We start from the raw sequence: 17,155 nt of genomic DNA, 5'->3' as shown, positions 1-17,155 counted from the left end.
ATGGGGTTTAAAGAAAGAAGTTTTACTCAACCCATTTATATTGAAGAATCTATTGAAGCTAAAAAAGCGATTATCATATCGTGTGAAGGTCGTGTAACAGAGTTTGAATATTTTAATGGAATTAAAAATAATCTTTCTTCCTTTATTGATGTTGTATTGGAAATTCATGTTATACCAAAGTATAGCAATGCAAGTGAGCCAAAAGATATTGTTAAAAATTTAGAAGAGTATATTACCAATACGTATGATTATAAGAATGGTCATGATGAGTGTTGGTTAGTGCTAGATAGAGAAAAAGTACCTGAGAGGAAAACTAATATTTTAGCAATCGTTTCAACCTGTAAAAGTAAAAATTATAATATTGCAATAACTAATCCAACATTTGAATTTTGGTTATTGCTTCATTTAGAAAATATTGAACAATATGATAAAGAAGTGCTATTCAAAAATGACAACGTAAATACTAAAAGAAAATTTATAGACAAAGAGCTATCAAATCGCTTGTTGGGATATAATAAAAGGAAAGGTTGTTTTCCAACGAAGATTATTACAAAAGAGAATATTCAACGAGCATTAGAGCAAGAAAAACTATTTGAAAATGAATTTGAGAAAATTCTTGATAAGTTAGGTTCCAATGTTGGGAAATTAATTAATAAAATAGTTCAATTTGATTAAAAAAGTTTTACATGTAAAGCTCTCCACGCCCAAATTCGCTCTCCTAAAAGTGCCACACCAATGGCAACCACACTGTACTCAAACACCCCAGCAACCTTTTGTGCCCAGAAGCTATGCAGCAGTGCCAAAGCAAGGGCTACATAGACGGCTTTATGGTATTTGGAAAACTTTGCGAAAAGCTTTTTAAACGAGGTGAGCGCCATGAAAAGAAGGATGATAAAAGCGATAGCACCGACATAGATAAATGGTTTTTTGAGACTTTTTTCGAAGATCGTGACGAAGTCAAATTCACTGTCTAAGATGACAAAAACGCTTACATGTAAAAGAACGTAAAGAAAGCTCAAAAGCCCGATGGTTTTACGGTAGCGAAGTAAATTGACTCCGCAAATGCGTTTACACGAAGAGGGGAAAAGCGAAAGTAAAAGAAGGCAAATCGCCCCGATGCCTGTGTATGAATAAAGCATTTTTATGGGGTCGATGGCACTTTCAAGTTTATAGTACGCTACGCCTAAAGGAAGGAGGGCTAAAAGGACAAGGAAGGCTTTCAAAAGAACTTCCTTAAGTCCATGCCAGCATACAGTGAGGCAACCTCCTTATCATAACCGTTGAAGGGTAGAGTGGCTTGTTTGGTGAGTTTTCCAAGCAAACGCTCTTTGGATTGTGTCCAGCGCGGGTGATCAACTTCAGGGTTGACATTGGCGTAAAAGCCGTACTCTTTGGCATCGATGGCTTGCCAAGTATTGAGCGGTTCTTTTTCCACACATTCAATTTTATCAAGCGATTTGATGGACTTAAAGCCGTATTTCCAAGGTACTACGAGGCGAATCGGAGCGCCATTTTGCGGAAGCAGACGTTTGCCATACATTCCGACAGCCACAAAGGTGAGCGGATGGCGTGCTTCATCCATGCGCAATCCCTCAACGTACGGGTAAGGAATGGAGGAAAAAATGCCTTTGGCTTGGTCGGGAAACAAAGAAGGGTCATGGCGCGTGGTGAATTTGACGTATTTAGCTTTGGCATTGGGTTCTAAGGAATCCAGAAGTTTTGAAAGCGGAAAGCCGATCCACGGAACGACCATCGACCAGCCTTCGACGCAGCGAAAACGGTAAATGCGCTCTTCCAGTCCAAATTTGGCGATAAGATCATCTACTTCCATCGTTTGAACATTTTTGAGTTCGCCTGAAAAATGAACATCCCATGGGGTTGTTTTCATCTTTTGTGAGAGCTTGACAGGGGCTGTTTTGTCGGTTGAAAATTCGTAAAAATTGACATAGTTAGTGATCTGCTCCAATGTGTTGGGCGAGAGTTTGAGGGGATTGGCATCGGGTGTGTAATGAAGGCTCATATCGGGCGGAAGATCGGCTAACAGCTGTGAAATGGCGGCACTGCTTACCAATGCGCCCGCACCAAGTTTTAAAAAGTATCTGCGTGCCTCAAAGAGGGCTTCAGGGGTGATGAGCATGGCAAACTCCTATGTGAAAGTTCTCCTCATTCTAACAGAAAAGAATCAATAAAAAATTAATGATCTTTGAGCCATGCGTTGATCATAATACCTGAAATTGTTGCGAGTTTTGGAAGCTGTGGCAGATGGTCTTTTGTAAACCATTTTGCATCTTCAATCTCTTCAGGTTGTAAGCGTAGTTCACCGCTTTCATATTCTGCAAAAAAACCTATCATTAACGAGTGAGGAAAAGGCCATGGTTGCGATCCAAAGTAGCGAAGGTTTTTGACGCGAATACCCACTTCTTCGTAAATCTCACGATGGACTGCATCTTCAACACTCTCACCTGCTTCCACAAAGCCTGCAAGTAGGCTGTACATGCCTGATGTAAAGTAGGGTGAACGTGCTAAGAGTATCTCATCACCTCGTGTAATGAGTACGATACAAGCAGGGGAAAGACGCGGGAAAATCGTAAAGCCACAGGTTTTACATGTAAGCGCTGAAAACTTCGGTGAGTAGCCTATAGGGTCGCCACAACGACCGCAATATTGGTTGTCATAAAGCCAGTGTGCAAGCTGTTTGGCACGAGCAAGCATCGCATAAAGATGTGGTGGATGAACATCAAGAAATTCCCTGAGGTTAGTTTTGACGAGATGCTCTGGAAGCGTAATATCTTCCTTCCAGACAAGCAAAGAGTAGAGGTCATCATGAACTTCACCGATGTGAAAACTGTGATGGGGTTTTCCCAATAGTTCAAAGTGTTCACGTTTGGGCAAAGAGCCGTCAACTGCCATTAAAAGAGCGTCACCACAAAAACCGATAATGACACTTTGTTTGCCATCTGTTGGCACAAAAAGGGGTGTTAGTTTTACCGAAATAGTATGTTCAAACACATCAAACCTCTTTACATGTAAAGTGCAAAATGATAGCAAAATCTTGCTAAAGAGTGCCCAAAAAGGTTGGTATCTCTTTGGGCATAGGAGTTTAGGCAGTTTTAAATTGTGCCAATGTGTGACTGAGTGTTCCTGAAAGTTTTGAGAGATGTTCGGCTGCTGCGGCGATCTCTTCGACGCTTCTGGCATTGGAGCTTGAAAGTTCATTGATCTCACCAATTTTTTCAATGACAGCCGTTTTAATCAGCTTCACATTGCTGTTTGCTTTACCGACGACATGATCGGTTGCCGTAACACTTTGTTCCAGCATATTTACAGCGTCGTTGGTTTGTTCGGTGACTTGGTTTGAAAATTCGGAGAGTTCATGGATACGCTGAACATTGTGGTTCATCTCGCCGCTGATGTCGTTGATGGACTGAACAATGACATTGACGGTGGCATTGGTCTCAATAAGGCTTTTTTGAGTACGTTCAGCCAGTTTTCGTACTTCATCCGCTACCACAGCAAAACCGCGCCCATGCTCACCTGCACGCGCCGCTTCGATGGCAGCATTAAGAGCGAGAAGATTGGTTTGGTCTGCAATATCTCCGATGACATCTAAAACGGTTTTGACCTGTTCTGCTTCTTGGGCAAGGTGGTTGAGATGATCGTTGAGTGTTGTTTCCGCTTGGGCGGTTTGATTGAGTTGTGCAATCGTTGTGCCAAGAAGCGTTTGGGCGCTATTAAGGCTTTTTTGTGCTTGTGTTGTAACGTCTTTGACATTTTGGGTTTGAATACTTGCTTCATCAATTTCTACCGCAACCACTTTAGCATCGCGTGTCGTTTGATAAACGACTTGAGACTCCTCTTCAGCCCGTTTTCCGATTTGCAGACTTGTACTGGAAAGCTCTTCCGCAACAGAGGCATTTTCGATGGCGTTACTTTTAGCAAGATTAAGGGCTTTGGCAACATCGGCAATCAGTGCATTAACCGCTTGAATAATGTCATTGATCTCATCATGGGAGTGAATGTTGATTTGCATGCTTAAATCTTTGTTCTGGCGCATCTGCTCACAGCCAGCTTTCGCCCGTGCAACAGAATGTTTAATGGAACGTGTAACAATGAAAAATAGAGCCAAAACAATAATCATCACAATGGCTAATGTCATTTGAGAGGCCATCATATTGGTATCAAGGCGATTGAAGTTGTTTGTTTTGACGGAGCTTGTTAAATCATCTAGTCTTTCCGTAATGGCTGCAAAACCTTGGGTGCTTTGTTTGTGGTACTCTTCAAGTTTTTTAGCATCTTCTGGATTGTTTTGTGCAAAAGTTGGTTCATGCAGTGTAGCACCATATTTTTGATACAGTTGCATTCGTGGGATGTTAATATCGTGCCATGCGGTTAAGAGTTTTTTGAGTGTTTCGATACGTTGGTGATTTTGAGGGCTCATCAGCATAAGTTTAAGTGCGTCCAAATCGCTCAAGAGTTTTTGAAATATCTGCTCATAACGATCCAAGTTTGATTGTTTAAAGTAGAGCTGAAAATCACGCTGTTCAATGCGTAATTCCATCGCGAGTTTTTCTATTTCAGGAATGGTAGACAAACGAGTCGCTGCCATTTTCGCATCGTTTCCTTCTTTGAGGCTCTCAATGCCTAATGCACTAAATCCTAAAAAGATAATGACCAGTAAAAATGCTAGTTTATTTTTAATTGTTGCCAATAACATTATTCTCCTTTTTTGCGCTGTATCGTAATAAGTTAACGTAAATTATATGTAAACATAAGGGAAAAATGAGGAGTTGCAAAAATATGATCGTTGGCATGTAACGCAAATGTCACATTGACAGGGTACAATCCCAATCATAAATGAGAGATGCCGAGGGTTATTAAAATGAAAAAAGAATATATCACTATTTTGGAATGCGTGGGTCATGGAATTTGGGAGTGGGATCCTATTAGCAATCGAATCACTTTATCTCCACAATGGGTTTCCATGTTAGGGTATGAATATGAAACGTTTCAACAAACAAAAGATATGTGGATATCACTTATTCATCCTGAAGATTTGAACTATTGCCTCAATGAATTGACCTCGCTTTTGAGCGGTCGCATCAAACATTACAGGCATCAGCACCGTATGCTCTGTCAGGATGGAAGTTATAAATGGGTGCTTGATCAAGCGAAAGTCGTTGCCTACAATCCTCATGGTTACCCCATCAAAGTGGTGGGCACACACACTGACATTCATGAGTTGAGAACGACCGTAGAGATGTACAAACAACAACGAAAATAGACTTTACATGTAAAGCCTTATAACTCTAGCTCAATGCCTACGGGACAATGGTCTGAGCCTTCAACAGAGGCTAGAATGAACGCATCTTTCAAACGCGGTTCGAGCTCTTTGGAGATGAAAACATAGTCGATTCTCCATCCGACATTACGTTCTCTCGCTCCAAAACGGTACGACCACCACGAGTACGCATCTTTGATGTCACCATGAATGTGCCTAAAGGTGTCGATGTAGCCGTGTGCTAAAAGCGAGTCGATCCACGCGCGCTCAATGGGCAAAAACCCTGAAGTCTCTTCATTGGCTTTAGGGTTTTTAAGATCAATAGAACGGTGCGCCGTGTTGACATCGCCACAGATGATAATGCTATTTCCCTCCGCTCTAAGCGTTTCGGTGTGTGCTAAAAAATCACTGTAAAATTTCATCTTATGCGCCAGTCGCTCTTCGCTTTGTTGACCGTTGGGAAAGTAAACGTTAAACAAAACCACATCGCCAAAATGGTGCTCCAAAATGCGCCCTTCGTGCGTATGGTCGATAGCGTGTGCGGTGTCGGTCTTTTTAAAGTCAATGGTCGAAAAACTCATCGTCCCCGAATAGCCCTTTTTCGTAGCAGCGTTGACATATTTACATGTAAAAGCATGCGCAAAAAGTGGTTCAGGAATTTGATGCGCTTCGGCTTTGATCTCTTGTAAACACAAGATGTCAGGTTTGAACACATCCACCCATGCAAACGCATTTTTAGAAGCCACAGCGCGAATGCCATTGACGTTCCACGAAACTAATTTCATTGATTTTCCTTTTTACATGTAAAGCGTAGTTTTTTAAAGTTTCAATGCCATAATGATAGCAGAAGAGGGGCAAATGTCTTGAAATTCGCGGGTGTTTTGGATGCTTTGAGGCGTTTTCTCTCGTCCTATTTTTTCAAATCCATAACGCTCAAAATAGTGCTCCGCCGTTGTCGTCAGCAGATACACGGTTTGAATGTTTGCAGTTGCACAAAAGCTAATCAGATATGTGAGTATCTTCTCTCCAAGCTTTTGGTTTTTAAATCCCTCTTTCACACACAAGGAACGCAAAAGCGCTTCGTTACCATAGGTTTCGATGCCGATGGTTGCGACAATTTTTTCATCGATTAAGCCCACAAAAAGCGTGATGTTTTTTTCATAAATATCTGCTGTCGGGAGTTGGTTAGATGCCAGCAAATGTGTGATGGCTCGGTACTCATTCTCTATCGCTTTTCGTATGTGCATTTCCATTCTTCTTCCTTTTTACATGTAAAGACTAAACAAGACTTAGAAGTACGACAAGTAGGATCGGTGGCGTAACCAGAAGCCCAAATTTTGAGTAGTCCCAAAAGCTGATTTTGACCCCTTTTTTTGCCATGACATGTAGCCACAAAAGGGTCGCCAGTGAGCCAAAAGGCGTCATTTTGGGTCCAAGGTTACAGCCAATGATGTTGGCGTAGGCAAGCGTAGAATTGGGGATGTCGTGAAGCGCTATATCCATGATCATGACACTTGGCATATTGTTCATCAAAGCGCTTAAAATGGCGGCGATAAAGCCCGTTCCGACAATAGCAATCGTATTGCCCTGTGCATTGAGTTCATTTAAAATATGCGTCAGATACGTTGTAAGTCCCGCATTTTTGAGCCCGTAAACGACGATGTACAGTCCGATGCTAAACCACACCACTTGCCACGGAGCGGTTTTGATGATCTGCCACGGACGTGCTGCTTGAAAGTAGCGTGCAATGGCAAGAAAAAGTAGGGCACCTCCAAGGGCGATAAAGCTAATGGGGATGTGGTACTGCTCTCCTACAAAATAGCTTCCCATCAGCGCGGCAATAAAAAACCACGCGAGGTAAAACAGTGGCTTTGATTTGAGCACATCATCAGGATGTTTTAAGAGATCAACGTTTACATGTAAAGGAATATCGTTGCGTAAAAAGAGCCATAAAACCGCTATGGAAACAAAGGTGCTGACTAAATATGGCGTAATCATGGTTGATAAATAGGTGGAAAAGCCAATGTGAAAGTAGTTGGCGGTGACGATGTTGGTGAGGTTGGAAAAAACAAAGGGAAGCGAAGCCGAATCGGAGATAAACCCGCCTGCGAGCAAAAACGCTACAATCGTTTTAGGTTCTAGTTTTAAAATGCGCATTTTAGCCAGTAAAATAGGAGTGAGAATGAGCACAGCCCCATCGTTGGCGAAAAAAGCGGAGATGATAGCGCCTAATAACAGTGAATAGACAAACATAATGTGTCCATTGCCTTTTGAAAACTTTGCCATCCAAATCGCACACCACTCAAAAAAACCGATCTCATCAAGAACGAGTGAGAGAATAATAATGCCGATAAATGCCAATGTCGCATCCCAAACAATGTTTGTCACAACTAAAACGTCGGCAAAACTGACCACGCCCAAAAGCAGGGCAAAAGCAGCGCCGATGATCGCAGACGTGCCGATTTGAAGACCACGCGGCTGAATAATGACAAAAAGTAGGGTAATGAGAAACAGTGAAAAAGCGAGAATCATTTGGCATCCTTGCAGGCACAGACGGGTGTAGGCATTTGCATCTCTAAGTAGCTAATCTCTTCAAGACATTCAAGTCTAAAACGATCCAGCGGAGAGCGAACCTGATAATACGCCCATTTTCCACGACGATCTACACGTAAAAATCCTGCATCTTTGAGAATTTTGAGATGGCGTGAAACACGCGACTGAATTAGTGAAAATGTCTCTTCAATTTCGCAGACACACACTTCTCCATGTTGATGTATGAAACGAAGGATTTGAAGACGCGTTTCGTCATTGAGTGCACCGACGGTTTGTAAAAAAGTTTCCATAATGTATCTCTCATTTGATTTTTGGGTAGCATAGCAGAATATTGCTTTCATATCAAGATATATTGATATGAAAAGTTAGAGTATAATACGGCACTTCAAAGAGGAGCATAGCATGGAATTTCACACATGGCTTTTGTATACCACCGTCGCGTTTATCGCTATCGTAAGCCCAGGTCCTGCGGTACTTTTAGCGATCAATAACTCTTTAATGTATGATCTTAAAGCAACCATTTTTTCATCTTTAGGAAATGCTTCAGGGCTTTTTGTGCTTTCCAGTGCGGCGATGTTAGGTCTTGGCGTTGTGTTAAAAACATCGATGATTCTCTTTACCGTGTTTAAAATTGTAGGAGCACTGTATCTGATCTATCTTGGTATCAAACAGTTTCGTACTCTTCACAATATTTTTGAGCGTGTCCATCTTCATCAGACGCAAAGCGCAGTACGCTATTTTACAATCTTTCGTAAAGGATTTTTGATTTGCATCACCAATCCGAAGCCGATCATCTTTTTTACAGCGCTGTTCCCTCTTTTTTTAGAGCCAACAACACCGATCATACCTCAATTTTTCATTTTAACCTTGACATTTATGTCGCTATCTTTTATGACATTGATGGGTTACGCTTTTTTCGCGCGAAGTTTGAAGCATTGGTTTAATACACGTAATCGCGCCACATGGTTTAACCGCATTAGCGGCGCGATTTTTGTGGGCTTAGGTCTTGGGCTTTTGGGACTTGAACGTAAGTAAAAATTTTTCTTTACCTTTCATAATCAAATAGAAAAAAAGTGGTGTAAAGAAGACGCCAATAAGGGTAAGTGTCACCATGCCTCCAACGACCGTTGTACCGATGATATGGCGGCTGTTGGCACCTGCTCCTGAGCTTAATGCCAGTGGAAGAGTTCCAGCTATGAACGCAAATGAGGTCATGATAATAGGACGAAAACGAATTTTTGCCCCTTCAATAGTCGCGTCAATTAAACTATACCCTTCTTCCATTTTTTGCAATGCAAATTCCACCATTAAAATCGCATTTTTAGCAGAAAGTCCCACAAGAGTGATGAGTCCTATTTGGAAGTAGATGTCATTTTGAAGTCCACGAAGCCAGATAGACAGCTCTGCTCCTAGAAGTGCAAAAGGTACGGCGAGTACAATCGCCCAAGGAATCATCCAACTCTCATACAGTGCTACCAAGATCAAAAAGATGAAAACAATGGCAAATACAAACGAGAGATTGCCGGTTTCTAAAAGTTTTTTCTCTTGCAGCGATGCGCCACCCCATGCGATAGAATAGCCTTCAGGCAACACTTCTGCTGCGATTTCTTCCATGATTTTAAGTCCTTCGCCTGAAGAGTAACCTGCATTGGTCTCTCCCAATATTTGAGCGGAAGGGAACATATTGAAACGTTTGGTAATATTAGGATTGAGAACACGTTTAAAGGTCACAAGATCACTCAGTGCAATGTTACTTCCATCGCTAGATTTGATAAAAATATCGCCGTAATTTTTCGTATCTTCTCTAAAATCGCCCTTTGCTTGGACGTTGACACGGTAGTTCCGTCCAAAAATATTGATATCATTCACATAGATATTGCCAAAAGTCGCTTGAATGGTGGTATAAATATCGGCAATGTCAATGCCATATGCTTTGGCTTTTTGATGGTTAACTTCAATGCGAAATTGTGGGGTACTGGAACTTAGAGTACTTCGAACCGATCGAAGCTCTTGACGCTCACTGGCACGTGCGACAATCTCTTTGGCATAACTTTCCAATTGGTGGTAGTTTCCACCTGTCCTATTTTGAACATACATCTCAAAACCACCCGATACGCCTAGTCCACTAATGGCAGAAGGTGAAACAGCTACAATACGTGCTTCTTTATTGGAAGAGAGCTTTTGCATAATCTCTTTGGAGAGCGCATCGACACTTTGATTTGCCTCTTTACGTTGTCCCCAATCGGTAAGACGCACATAGCTGTAACCCGCTTCGGTTGTATATGCTTTTGAACTAAAGTCAGAGCCTGAAAAACCACCGACTTTATCGACGGATGGATTTTGAAGTGCGACATCACCTACAGCGATATTGACTTCATGGGTACGCGAAAGAGATGCAGCAGCAGGAAGTGTTGTGACGGCAAAAAAGACTCCTTTATCTTCTTTAGGTACTAGACCTGAGGGAATAATACCCAGAAGTTTAACGATGACAAAGATCATAATGCCAAAAAAGAGAAGATTAAAGAGGCTAAAGCGGATAGCATTTTGAACAATTTTTCCAAAATGGTGGGTGATATAATCAAAAAGGTCATTAAATCTTTGAATGATCCACAAAGGTTCTTCTTCCTCTTTTTTCAAAAGCAAAGAGCAGAGCGCCGGAGTGAGGGTTAACGCGACAAGCCCTGAAATGACAACAGAGATAACAATGGTAATGGCAAATTGCCGTGACATCGTACCGCTTAAACCTCCCATAAAAGCAGCAGGAATAAAAACAGCACTCAAGACAAGGACGATAGCAATAACAGGCGCGGTAATCTCTTGCATCGCTTTAATCGTTGCTTCTTTAACGCTGAGATTTTCTTTACGCAAAATTCGCTCGACATTTTCAATGACAATAATCGCATCATCCACCACCAGACCAATGGCAAGCGTCAATCCAAAAAGGGTGAGAAGATTGATGGAAAAGCCTGTGGCATAAAAACCAGCAAAGGTTCCGATGATGGAAACAGGAATGGCAAGGACAGGAATGATCGTTGCACGAATGTTGCCTAAAAAGAGATAAACCACAAAAATAACCAATGCAATCGCTTCTAAAAGAGTGACAACAACTTCATGAATGGACGCACGAACAAACAGCGTTGGATCGTACGTAGCATCTATTTTGAGCCCTTCAGGGAATTCCTTTTTAAGTTCTTCAATTTTTTTATCCAAAAGGTCTGACACTTCCAGTGCATTGGCTTTGGATGTCAGGGTAATACGAATCATAGACGTGGGCTGTTTGTTAAAGAGTCCTTTGAAAAAGTAACGCTCTGATCCTAGCTCAAGCGTTGCAACATCGCCTAGCTTCAAAGAGGAACCATCGGTGTTTGATTTGATCAAAATTTGCGCAAACTCTTCTGGCGTGTTGAGTCTGCCAGTAGACGTGACCGTGTAGGTAAATGCAATATTTTTGTCAATCGGTTCTTGCCCAATTTGTCCCATGGGGTACTGCTCATTTTGGGCTTTAATGGCATTAATCACTTCCGTGGTCGTAATGTTGTAAAAAGAGAGTTTTTGAGGATCAAGCCAGACACGAATAGAATACTCTTGATTTCCAACAATAATGGCTTCCGAAACACCAGGAATGCGCTTAAACTCCTCTAAAAGATTGTTGATGGCGTAGTTGGACATGAAAATTGTATCGTAGCGGTTGTTTTCTGAAGTGAGTGCGAGCATACGCAAGGTATCGTTGGAACGCTCAGCGACTTCCACGCCTTGACGCTTAACAGCATCGGGAAGCTTACTCTCCGCCAAACGTATACGGTTGTTAACATCCAGTTTGGCTTGGGACATATCGGTTCCTACCTCAAAATAGAGGTTCATGGTAAGAAGTCCACTGGGCGAGGTGGTAGACATCATATAGAGCATGTTGTCCACACCGTTGATTTGTTCTTCAAGGACAGAGGCTACGGTATTTTCCAAAGTAGCGGCATCAGCTCCCGCGTAAGTCGTGGAAACAATGATTTGAGGCGGTACAACATCAGGGTACTCTTGAACAGGAAGTGTTCGAATCGCCATAATACCTGCGATGATAATAATCAGCGAAACAACGATAGCAAAATTGGGTCGATTGATAAAAAATTTGGAAAACATCTGGATACGTTACCTTTACCATAATTACAATTGTCACATTTTAACGAATTTTTGTGAATAATGGTGTGATATAATCATGCGATTATTAGGAGTTATATTATGGAAATTATTCATTTTGAGCATGTGAATGTCGCTTACGACGAGCAGGATGTGTTGCATGACATCAATCTTAGCATTAAAGAAGGGCAGCATACGGTTATTTTAGGTGCGAATGGTTCAGGGAAATCAACCCTTTTGAAACTTTTCTCCAACGATATTTATCCACGTTTTAGTGAAGCGAGCATTAAAGAAGTATTTGGCAAAAAGGTTTGGGATATTTGGGAACTTAAAAAGCATCTGGGCATCATCACCAATGATTTGCACTATCAATTTAGCGATAGAGCACCTAATTTAAGTGGTTTTGAGGTTACGCTCTCAGGCTTTTACAGCAGTTTCCATATTTATGAGCATCAAGAATTTTCACCTTTACATGTAAAAAAAGTGGAAGAGGTTTTGGACTTTTTGGAGATACGGCATTTAAGAGACAAACATATCTCAGAGATGTCCACAGGAGAGCTAAGGAAGTGCATTATCGCGCGCTCTTTAGTCCATGAGCCAAAGGCGATGATCTTAGATGAACCCACCGTGGGGCTTGACATCAAGGCGCAGCTCAATTTTATTGAGTTGATCCGTAAAATTGCAACACAGCGTACGATCATATTAGTGACCCATCACTTAGAGGAGATTTTTGAGGAGATTTCACAAGTGGTGTTGATCAAACAAGGTTGTATTGTTGCGCAAGGAGAAAAAGAAGCACTTTTAAACGATGTTCAACTTTCCGCAGTTTTTGATCTACCTTTACATGTAAAATGTGAGAAAGGACGCTATTTTGTTCAAAGTGTGGGGTGATTAAACTTTTTTACAACCCTCTTTCGGTAAAATTTTAAGAAATCAAGTAGAGTACTAAGGATAATCAATGAGTACGATTAGCGGAAAAGTATGGTATTTTGGCGATAACATCGACACTGACTTAATCATTGCGGCACGTTATTTAAATACGTCTGACCCAAAAGAGTTGGCAAAACACGTGATGGAAGACGCTGATCCTGATTTTGTGAACAAAGTCAAAGCGGGCGACATCATTGTTGCGGGTGAAAACTTTGGGTGTGGTAGTAGTCGTGAACACGCTCCCATCGCATTGAAAGCTGCGGGTGTGAGTGCGGTTGTTGCAAAAAGTTTTGCACGTATTTTTTACCGAAATGCGTTTAATACAGGGCTTCCTATTTTTGAACTGGCTGAAACCGATGCCATCAAAGAGGGTGATACTATTGCTATCTCTATGGAGAGTGGTGAAGTGAAAAACGGTACAAAAATCTATAAATTTACGCCAATTCCTCCTTTTATGCAAGAGCTTATCGGATGCGGTGGATTGATGAATTATGCAAAAAAAGAGATAATGAAATGAAAAAAACTTATAAAATAGCAGTGATTAGAGGCGATGGTATCGGTCCTGAAATTGTGGATGAAGCGATTAAAGTGCTTGATAGTGTCTGTTCCCATGAAAATTTTGAACTGCGTTATGAAGAGTACCTTATGGGTGGCGTGGCATATGATTTTAAAGGAACACCACTTCCTGATGAGACGATTGAAGGTTGTCTCAAAGCCGATGCCGTTTTGTTTGGCGCCATCGGTGGTCAAAAATGGGACACTCTGCCACGTGAGTTTCGCCCAGAAACGGGACTTTTAAAACTTCGTAAATCACTAGGACTTTTTGCTAATCTTCGTCCAACGGCTATTTTTGATGAATTGTTAGATGCCAGTACGCTTAAACCTGAAGTGTTAAAAGGGGTTGACCTTTTAGTCGTTCGTGAACTTATCGGTGGTATTTACTTTGGTGAACCTCGTGGTAATGATGGCTTTAAAGGCTACAACACGATGGTCTACACCAAACCTGAAATCGAGCGTATCGCACATGTTGCTTTTGAGTCTGCCATGAAACGTCGTAAAGAGGTCTGTTCGGTTGATAAAGCGAATGTTTTGGAAGTAAGTCAACTGTGGCGAGATACCGTGATTGAAGTGGCTAAAGAGTACCCTGAAGTAACCTTAACACACATGTATGTCGATAATGCTGCGATGCAACTGGTACGTAATCCTCGTCAATTTGATGTCATTTTAACGGGCAATATCTTTGGAGATATTCTGAGTGATGAGGCCAGTATGATCAGTGGTTCTATTGGTTTGTTGCCATCCGCTTCTATGGGTGGGAAAGTGGGCCTTTTTGAACCGATTCACGGATCTGCTCCAGACATTGCAGGACAAGGCATTGCCAATCCACTCGCGACCATTTTAAGTGCCTCTATGATGCTTCGTTTTGCACTTGGCGAAACAAAAGCGGCAGATCGCATCGAACTTGCCATTAAAAAAGCGTTGCATGATGGCTATCGTACCAAAGACTTAGCCAATTATGGTGCTAAGGAAGTGTGCTCAACCACACAAATTGGCTCTATTATCGCGGATTATGTAGCTAAAATATGAAAACACTCACGCTCGCTTCGATCTACGAACTCCAAGGTCTTAAAAATGAGGCTTTGGATATTTACAAAGAGTTACTTCGTGAAAATCCTGACAATAAAGAGGCAAAAATTGCTATCAAACGTCTTTCCGGGATTCGCAAAAAGTATTTGGGTGTAGATGAAGAGATGAAGAAATTTTTTTTAACAATGAACTCAGAAGTGGAATTTTTAGAATTTGAAAGGTGGTTGGTAAAGCTATGGAATTAAAAGATATGATTCTCTCAACGCTCAAAGAGCTTGAAGAGGTAGTACCCAAAGAAGAGCAACAACAAACACTTCAACCACCGCGTATACGTGAACCTGAACCTGAAACTGTTTCATTTGAACCAGAGCCACTGTTAGAACTGAATGAAGAGATCAATATGATCAAGGCGTATGGTATGCCTCAGGAGAGTGAAGAAGAGTCTTGTCATGAGAGCCAAAAACAGTTTTATATGAATCTTAGAGAGCGTATTTTGGTGCTTTTTGAAGGGTTTCAGTCCCCAAATAATCGAAATATAGAAGCCAAAATAGATTTGACACTCAATTTTTTAGAGTACCTTTTAGCAACGATTGACGAACAACTGGAGCAGATGGAAGCCACGAAAAAATGAAATTAAATTGCGTTTTCCCTGCGCATTTTGATCAACAAATACAAAATGCTATTGCATTTTTGAAGCCCTATACCCAGCGAGCTTATTTGGTCGGAGGCAGTGTGCGAGATCTCTGTTTAGATGAACCTTTGCACGATTTAGATATAGAAGTATACGATATTACCCCAGAGGCCTTTGATAGCTTGATGCAGCGTGTCGGCGCTGTGGGTGTTGGGAAAAGTTTTTTTGTCTATAAGCTTGGCAATATCGATTTTTCATTGCCTCGGGTTGAGCACAAACATGGTGTGGGACATACTGCTTTTGAAGTTGCTATCTGTCAAGATGAAAAAGAGGCATCGAGGCGTCGTGATTTTAGCGTCAATGCGATGATGTTGAATATTTTTAGCGGACAGTTACTTGATTTTTGGGGTGGCAAAGAGGCGATTGTGCATAAAACACTCGCTATCATGGATGAAAGAAGTTTTAGAGAAGATAGTTTGAGGGTGCTTCGCGCGATGCAATTTAGTGCACGTCTTGGCTTCAAGATAGCGCCTCAAAGTGTGGACGTGATGCAAAGTATTGATCTGAGCGATCTGAGTCGTCCGCGTATTTTATGGGAGTTTGAAAAGCTCTTTCGTGCTTCTTTTTTGCACTATGGACTTTTTTACATGTATGAGCTTCATCTCTTTGAAAAATGCTTTACATGTAATGTTGAAAACCGCTTTTTTGAGATCGCACGCGAATTGCTACGATACAAGCAAAATTTTGAAGACGCCCTTCGTCCTTACTATTTTGTTTATATCGTCGCCAATCGTTTGAAGCAAAATCCCTTGCAATGGTTTAGGATGCTTGATGCGCCCAATCATTATCTGCAAACCTTCAAGTATCAGCCTTTTTTTGAAGGGGAGATAAGCGATGAAATGCTTTTACATGTAAGCCTTGAATTGCCTCTGAAACTCTGGCTTGGAAATTACCGAAATGGTGTTAAAGAAAAAGCATGTAAACTTGGAATTTGGAATGAAATTTTTACAGGAGACGTGAGTGTCCAAGAGGTGATCCGTGATGGATTTGAAAAAGAAGCCATTAGGCATGAATTAAAACGAAGACGAATTGAAAAAATAAAACAGGTGTGTAAATAGATGGAAACAGCTAAAAATTATATTTTAAAAATTGATTGTTCGGATGAGAAGGGGTTGATTTACCGCATTGCGGATGTGGTATTTAAATATCAGCTGAACATTATCAAAAATGATGAGTATGTTGACAGAGAAAACGGTAAATTTTTTATGCGTGCGGAGCTGAGTGGCGAAGTCAACATGAACGAATTTCAAGGAACGCTTCAAGCGATGTTGCCAGCGCATGCGGAGATTTATGTAGCAGAAGCACGCAAAAAAGACATCATCTTAATGGGTACAAAAGAGACACATTGTTTGGGTGATATTTTACTAAAGCATGATAGTGATGATCTCAATGCAAACATTTTAGCGATTGTTTCGAACTACGAAGATTTAAGAGATTTGAGCAATAAATTTAACATTCCCTTTCACTGTGTCAGCCATGAAGGATTGAACCGAGCCGAACATGAGGCAAAAGTCTTGGAAGTGTTGGCACAATACACGGTAGATTATATTGTTCTAGCCAAATATATGCGCATTTTATCCAGTGAATTTGTGGGACATTATGACGAGCGAATGATCAACATTCACCACTCATTTTTACCAGCTTTTGTGGGGGCAAATCCTTATAAACAGGCATTTGCAAGGGGTGTTAAGATTATTGGAGCCACCGCGCACTTTGTGAATAACAACCTTGATGAAGGTCCGATTATCGCGCAAGATGTTGTACGTGTGAATCATGAAATGACATGGCGTGATATGCAACGCGCGGGTCGTAATGTGGAAAAAGTGGTGCTCTCTAATGCCCTTGATTTGGTTTTTGAGGAACGTATTTTCGTTCACGATAACAAAACAATTATATTTTAATTTTGACACGTATGTTGGGCACTGGGGCACTAAAGCTAGCCTCTGATGAGGCAGAATTATTCGGTTTGTGCGCTTTAGTAGATCGAA

19 protein-coding genes are annotated in these 17,155 nt (G+C 41.3%); 10 read left to right on the top strand and 9 right to left on the bottom strand.

Translation table 11 applies throughout. The features are described from left to right. A complete protein-coding gene (locus SJPD1_RS09470; protein ID WP_096046945.1) occupies positions 1 to 675 on the top strand; it encodes an RloB family protein in 675 nt (224 codons plus the stop codon). On the opposite strand, the gene SJPD1_RS09465 is transcribed toward SJPD1_RS09470, so the two are convergent. The 4 genes from SJPD1_RS09465 to SJPD1_RS14890 form a co-directional block, all read right to left on the bottom strand. Beyond that, positions 672 to 1,223: a ferric reductase-like transmembrane domain-containing protein gene (locus tag SJPD1_RS09465; protein WP_096046944.1), complete on the bottom strand. Its 552-nt coding sequence runs from the start codon at positions 1,221 to 1,223 to the stop codon at positions 672 to 674. The two genes, SJPD1_RS09470 and SJPD1_RS09465, sit on opposite strands and share 4 nt — an antisense overlap. After that, positions 1,220 to 2,137 (bottom strand): protein-methionine-sulfoxide reductase catalytic subunit MsrP, encoded by a 918-nt coding sequence (gene msrP / locus SJPD1_RS09460; RefSeq protein ID WP_096046943.1) that lies wholly within the window; start codon positions 2,135 to 2,137, stop codon positions 1,220 to 1,222. The genes SJPD1_RS09465 and msrP overlap by 4 nt, the downstream gene beginning before the upstream one ends. Positions 2,138 to 2,193: 56 nt before the next feature. After that, complete coding sequence (nudC, locus tag SJPD1_RS09455; protein ID WP_167749190.1) at positions 2,194 to 3,009, bottom strand: NAD(+) diphosphatase; 816 nt, start codon at positions 3,007 to 3,009, stop codon at positions 2,194 to 2,196. Between the two features lie 91 nt (positions 3,010 to 3,100). Beyond that, on the bottom strand, positions 3,101 to 4,714 hold the full coding sequence (locus SJPD1_RS14890; protein ID WP_096046941.1) for a methyl-accepting chemotaxis protein: 1,614 nt from the start codon (positions 4,712 to 4,714) through the stop codon (positions 3,101 to 3,103). Positions 4,715 to 4,879: 165 nt separating this feature from the next. On the opposite strand from SJPD1_RS14890, the gene SJPD1_RS09445 reads away from it, so the two are divergent. Then, positions 4,880 to 5,281, top strand: a complete 402-nt coding sequence (locus tag SJPD1_RS09445) for a PAS domain-containing protein (RefSeq protein ID WP_168171349.1) — start codon at positions 4,880 to 4,882, stop codon at positions 5,279 to 5,281. A gap of 17 nt (positions 5,282 to 5,298) precedes the next feature. Here SJPD1_RS09445 and SJPD1_RS09440 read toward each other — a convergent pair whose 3' ends face one another. Genes SJPD1_RS09440 through SJPD1_RS09425 form a run of 4 tightly spaced genes read right to left on the bottom strand, consistent with a single transcriptional unit; the run spans position 5,299 to position 8,121 of the window. Then, a complete protein-coding gene (locus SJPD1_RS09440) occupies positions 5,299 to 6,063 on the bottom strand; it encodes an exodeoxyribonuclease III (protein ID WP_096046939.1) in 765 nt (254 codons plus the stop codon). Between the two features lie 33 nt (positions 6,064 to 6,096). After that, positions 6,097 to 6,531, bottom strand: a complete 435-nt coding sequence (gene arsN2 / locus SJPD1_RS09435; protein ID WP_096046938.1) for an arsenic resistance N-acetyltransferase ArsN2 — start codon at positions 6,529 to 6,531, stop codon at positions 6,097 to 6,099. Positions 6,532 to 6,556: 25 nt separating this feature from the next. Continuing rightward, positions 6,557 to 7,810 carry an arsenic transporter gene (locus SJPD1_RS09430; protein WP_096046937.1) on the bottom strand — a complete coding sequence of 418 codons (1,254 nt, stop codon included), beginning with the start codon at positions 7,808 to 7,810 and terminating at the stop codon, positions 6,557 to 6,559. Then, a complete protein-coding gene (locus SJPD1_RS09425; RefSeq protein ID WP_096046936.1) occupies positions 7,807 to 8,121 on the bottom strand; it encodes an ArsR/SmtB family transcription factor in 315 nt (104 codons plus the stop codon). The genes SJPD1_RS09430 and SJPD1_RS09425 overlap by 4 nt, the downstream gene beginning before the upstream one ends. A 112-nt stretch (positions 8,122 to 8,233) precedes the next feature. Between SJPD1_RS09425 and SJPD1_RS09420 the strand changes: the two genes are divergently transcribed. After that, positions 8,234 to 8,866, top strand: a complete 633-nt coding sequence (locus tag SJPD1_RS09420) for a LysE family translocator (RefSeq protein WP_096046935.1) — start codon at positions 8,234 to 8,236, stop codon at positions 8,864 to 8,866. Here the strand turns inward: SJPD1_RS09420 and SJPD1_RS09415 are convergent. Then, positions 8,831 to 11,962 carry an efflux RND transporter permease subunit gene (locus SJPD1_RS09415; protein WP_096046934.1) on the bottom strand — a complete coding sequence of 1,044 codons (3,132 nt, stop codon included), beginning with the start codon at positions 11,960 to 11,962 and terminating at the stop codon, positions 8,831 to 8,833. The genes SJPD1_RS09420 and SJPD1_RS09415 overlap by 36 nt on opposite strands. Positions 11,963 to 12,061: 99 nt before the next feature. Here SJPD1_RS09415 and SJPD1_RS09410 point away from each other — a divergent pair, with 99 nt between their 5' ends. The 7 genes from SJPD1_RS09410 to purU all read left to right on the top strand — a co-directional run bounded on the left by SJPD1_RS09410 (position 12,062) and on the right by purU (position 17,068). After that, complete coding sequence (locus SJPD1_RS09410; protein ID WP_096046933.1) at positions 12,062 to 12,850, top strand: ABC transporter ATP-binding protein; 789 nt, start codon at positions 12,062 to 12,064, stop codon at positions 12,848 to 12,850. Between the two features lie 67 nt (positions 12,851 to 12,917). After that, positions 12,918 to 13,406 carry a 3-isopropylmalate dehydratase small subunit gene (locus tag SJPD1_RS09405; RefSeq protein WP_096046932.1) on the top strand — a complete coding sequence of 163 codons (489 nt, stop codon included), beginning with the start codon at positions 12,918 to 12,920 and terminating at the stop codon, positions 13,404 to 13,406. After that, positions 13,403 to 14,476 carry a 3-isopropylmalate dehydrogenase gene (gene leuB / locus SJPD1_RS09400; protein WP_096046931.1) on the top strand — a complete coding sequence of 358 codons (1,074 nt, stop codon included), beginning with the start codon at positions 13,403 to 13,405 and terminating at the stop codon, positions 14,474 to 14,476. The genes SJPD1_RS09405 and leuB overlap by 4 nt, the downstream gene beginning before the upstream one ends. Beyond that, positions 14,473 to 14,721, top strand: coding sequence for a tetratricopeptide repeat protein (locus tag SJPD1_RS09395; protein ID WP_087438926.1), 249 nt, complete (start codon positions 14,473 to 14,475; stop codon positions 14,719 to 14,721). Before leuB ends, SJPD1_RS09395 begins: the two co-directional genes overlap by 4 nt. Beyond that, on the top strand, positions 14,712 to 15,107 hold the full coding sequence (locus tag SJPD1_RS09390) for a CiaD-like domain-containing protein (RefSeq protein ID WP_096046930.1): 396 nt from the start codon (positions 14,712 to 14,714) through the stop codon (positions 15,105 to 15,107). Before SJPD1_RS09395 ends, SJPD1_RS09390 begins: the two co-directional genes overlap by 10 nt. Next, positions 15,104 to 16,225: a tRNA nucleotidyltransferase/poly(A) polymerase family protein gene (locus SJPD1_RS09385; RefSeq protein ID WP_096046929.1), complete on the top strand. Its 1,122-nt coding sequence runs from the start codon at positions 15,104 to 15,106 to the stop codon at positions 16,223 to 16,225. The genes SJPD1_RS09390 and SJPD1_RS09385 overlap by 4 nt, the downstream gene beginning before the upstream one ends. Next, positions 16,226 to 17,068, top strand: coding sequence for a formyltetrahydrofolate deformylase (gene purU, locus SJPD1_RS09380; RefSeq protein ID WP_096046928.1), 843 nt, complete (start codon positions 16,226 to 16,228; stop codon positions 17,066 to 17,068). Positions 17,069 to 17,155: the final 87 nt, after the last annotated feature.

The sequence above is a fragment of the Sulfurospirillum diekertiae genome, assembly GCF_002309535.1.
Classification (GTDB): domain Bacteria; phylum Campylobacterota; class Campylobacteria; order Campylobacterales; family Sulfurospirillaceae; genus Sulfurospirillum; species Sulfurospirillum diekertiae.
This window is presented reverse-complemented; position numbering and strand designations above follow the sequence as displayed.

What these genes read in the sequence shown, in the direction of transcription:
- SJPD1_RS09445 (WP_168171349.1), top strand. Translation starts at nt 4,880, where the DNA reads ATGAAAAAAGAATATATCACTATTTTGGAATGCGTGGGTCATGGAATT.
- SJPD1_RS09430 (WP_096046937.1), bottom strand. Translation starts at nt 7,810, where the DNA reads ATGATTCTCGCTTTTTCACTGTTTCTCATTACCCTACTTTTTGTCATT.
- SJPD1_RS09405 (WP_096046932.1), top strand. Translation starts at nt 12,918, where the DNA reads ATGAGTACGATTAGCGGAAAAGTATGGTATTTTGGCGATAACATCGAC.
- leuB (WP_096046931.1), top strand. Translation starts at nt 13,403, where the DNA reads ATGAAAAAAACTTATAAAATAGCAGTGATTAGAGGCGATGGTATCGGT.
- SJPD1_RS09420 (WP_096046935.1), top strand. Translation starts at nt 8,234, where the DNA reads ATGGAATTTCACACATGGCTTTTGTATACCACCGTCGCGTTTATCGCT.
- SJPD1_RS09395 (WP_087438926.1), top strand. Translation starts at nt 14,473, where the DNA reads ATGAAAACACTCACGCTCGCTTCGATCTACGAACTCCAAGGTCTTAAA.
- arsN2 (WP_096046938.1), bottom strand. Translation starts at nt 6,531, where the DNA reads ATGGAAATGCACATACGAAAAGCGATAGAGAATGAGTACCGAGCCATC.
- SJPD1_RS09385 (WP_096046929.1), top strand. Translation starts at nt 15,104, where the DNA reads ATGAAATTAAATTGCGTTTTCCCTGCGCATTTTGATCAACAAATACAA.
- SJPD1_RS09425 (WP_096046936.1), bottom strand. Translation starts at nt 8,121, where the DNA reads ATGGAAACTTTTTTACAAACCGTCGGTGCACTCAATGACGAAACGCGT.
- purU (WP_096046928.1), top strand. Translation starts at nt 16,226, where the DNA reads ATGGAAACAGCTAAAAATTATATTTTAAAAATTGATTGTTCGGATGAG.
- SJPD1_RS14890 (WP_096046941.1), bottom strand. Translation starts at nt 4,714, where the DNA reads ATGTTATTGGCAACAATTAAAAATAAACTAGCATTTTTACTGGTCATT.
- SJPD1_RS09390 (WP_096046930.1), top strand. Translation starts at nt 14,712, where the DNA reads ATGGAATTAAAAGATATGATTCTCTCAACGCTCAAAGAGCTTGAAGAG.
- msrP (WP_096046943.1), bottom strand. Translation starts at nt 2,137, where the DNA reads ATGCTCATCACCCCTGAAGCCCTCTTTGAGGCACGCAGATACTTTTTA.
- SJPD1_RS09440 (WP_096046939.1), bottom strand. Translation starts at nt 6,063, where the DNA reads ATGAAATTAGTTTCGTGGAACGTCAATGGCATTCGCGCTGTGGCTTCT.
- SJPD1_RS09415 (WP_096046934.1), bottom strand. Translation starts at nt 11,962, where the DNA reads ATGTTTTCCAAATTTTTTATCAATCGACCCAATTTTGCTATCGTTGTT.
- SJPD1_RS09410 (WP_096046933.1), top strand. Translation starts at nt 12,062, where the DNA reads ATGGAAATTATTCATTTTGAGCATGTGAATGTCGCTTACGACGAGCAG.
- SJPD1_RS09470 (WP_096046945.1), top strand. Translation starts at nt 1, where the DNA reads ATGGGGTTTAAAGAAAGAAGTTTTACTCAACCCATTTATATTGAAGAA.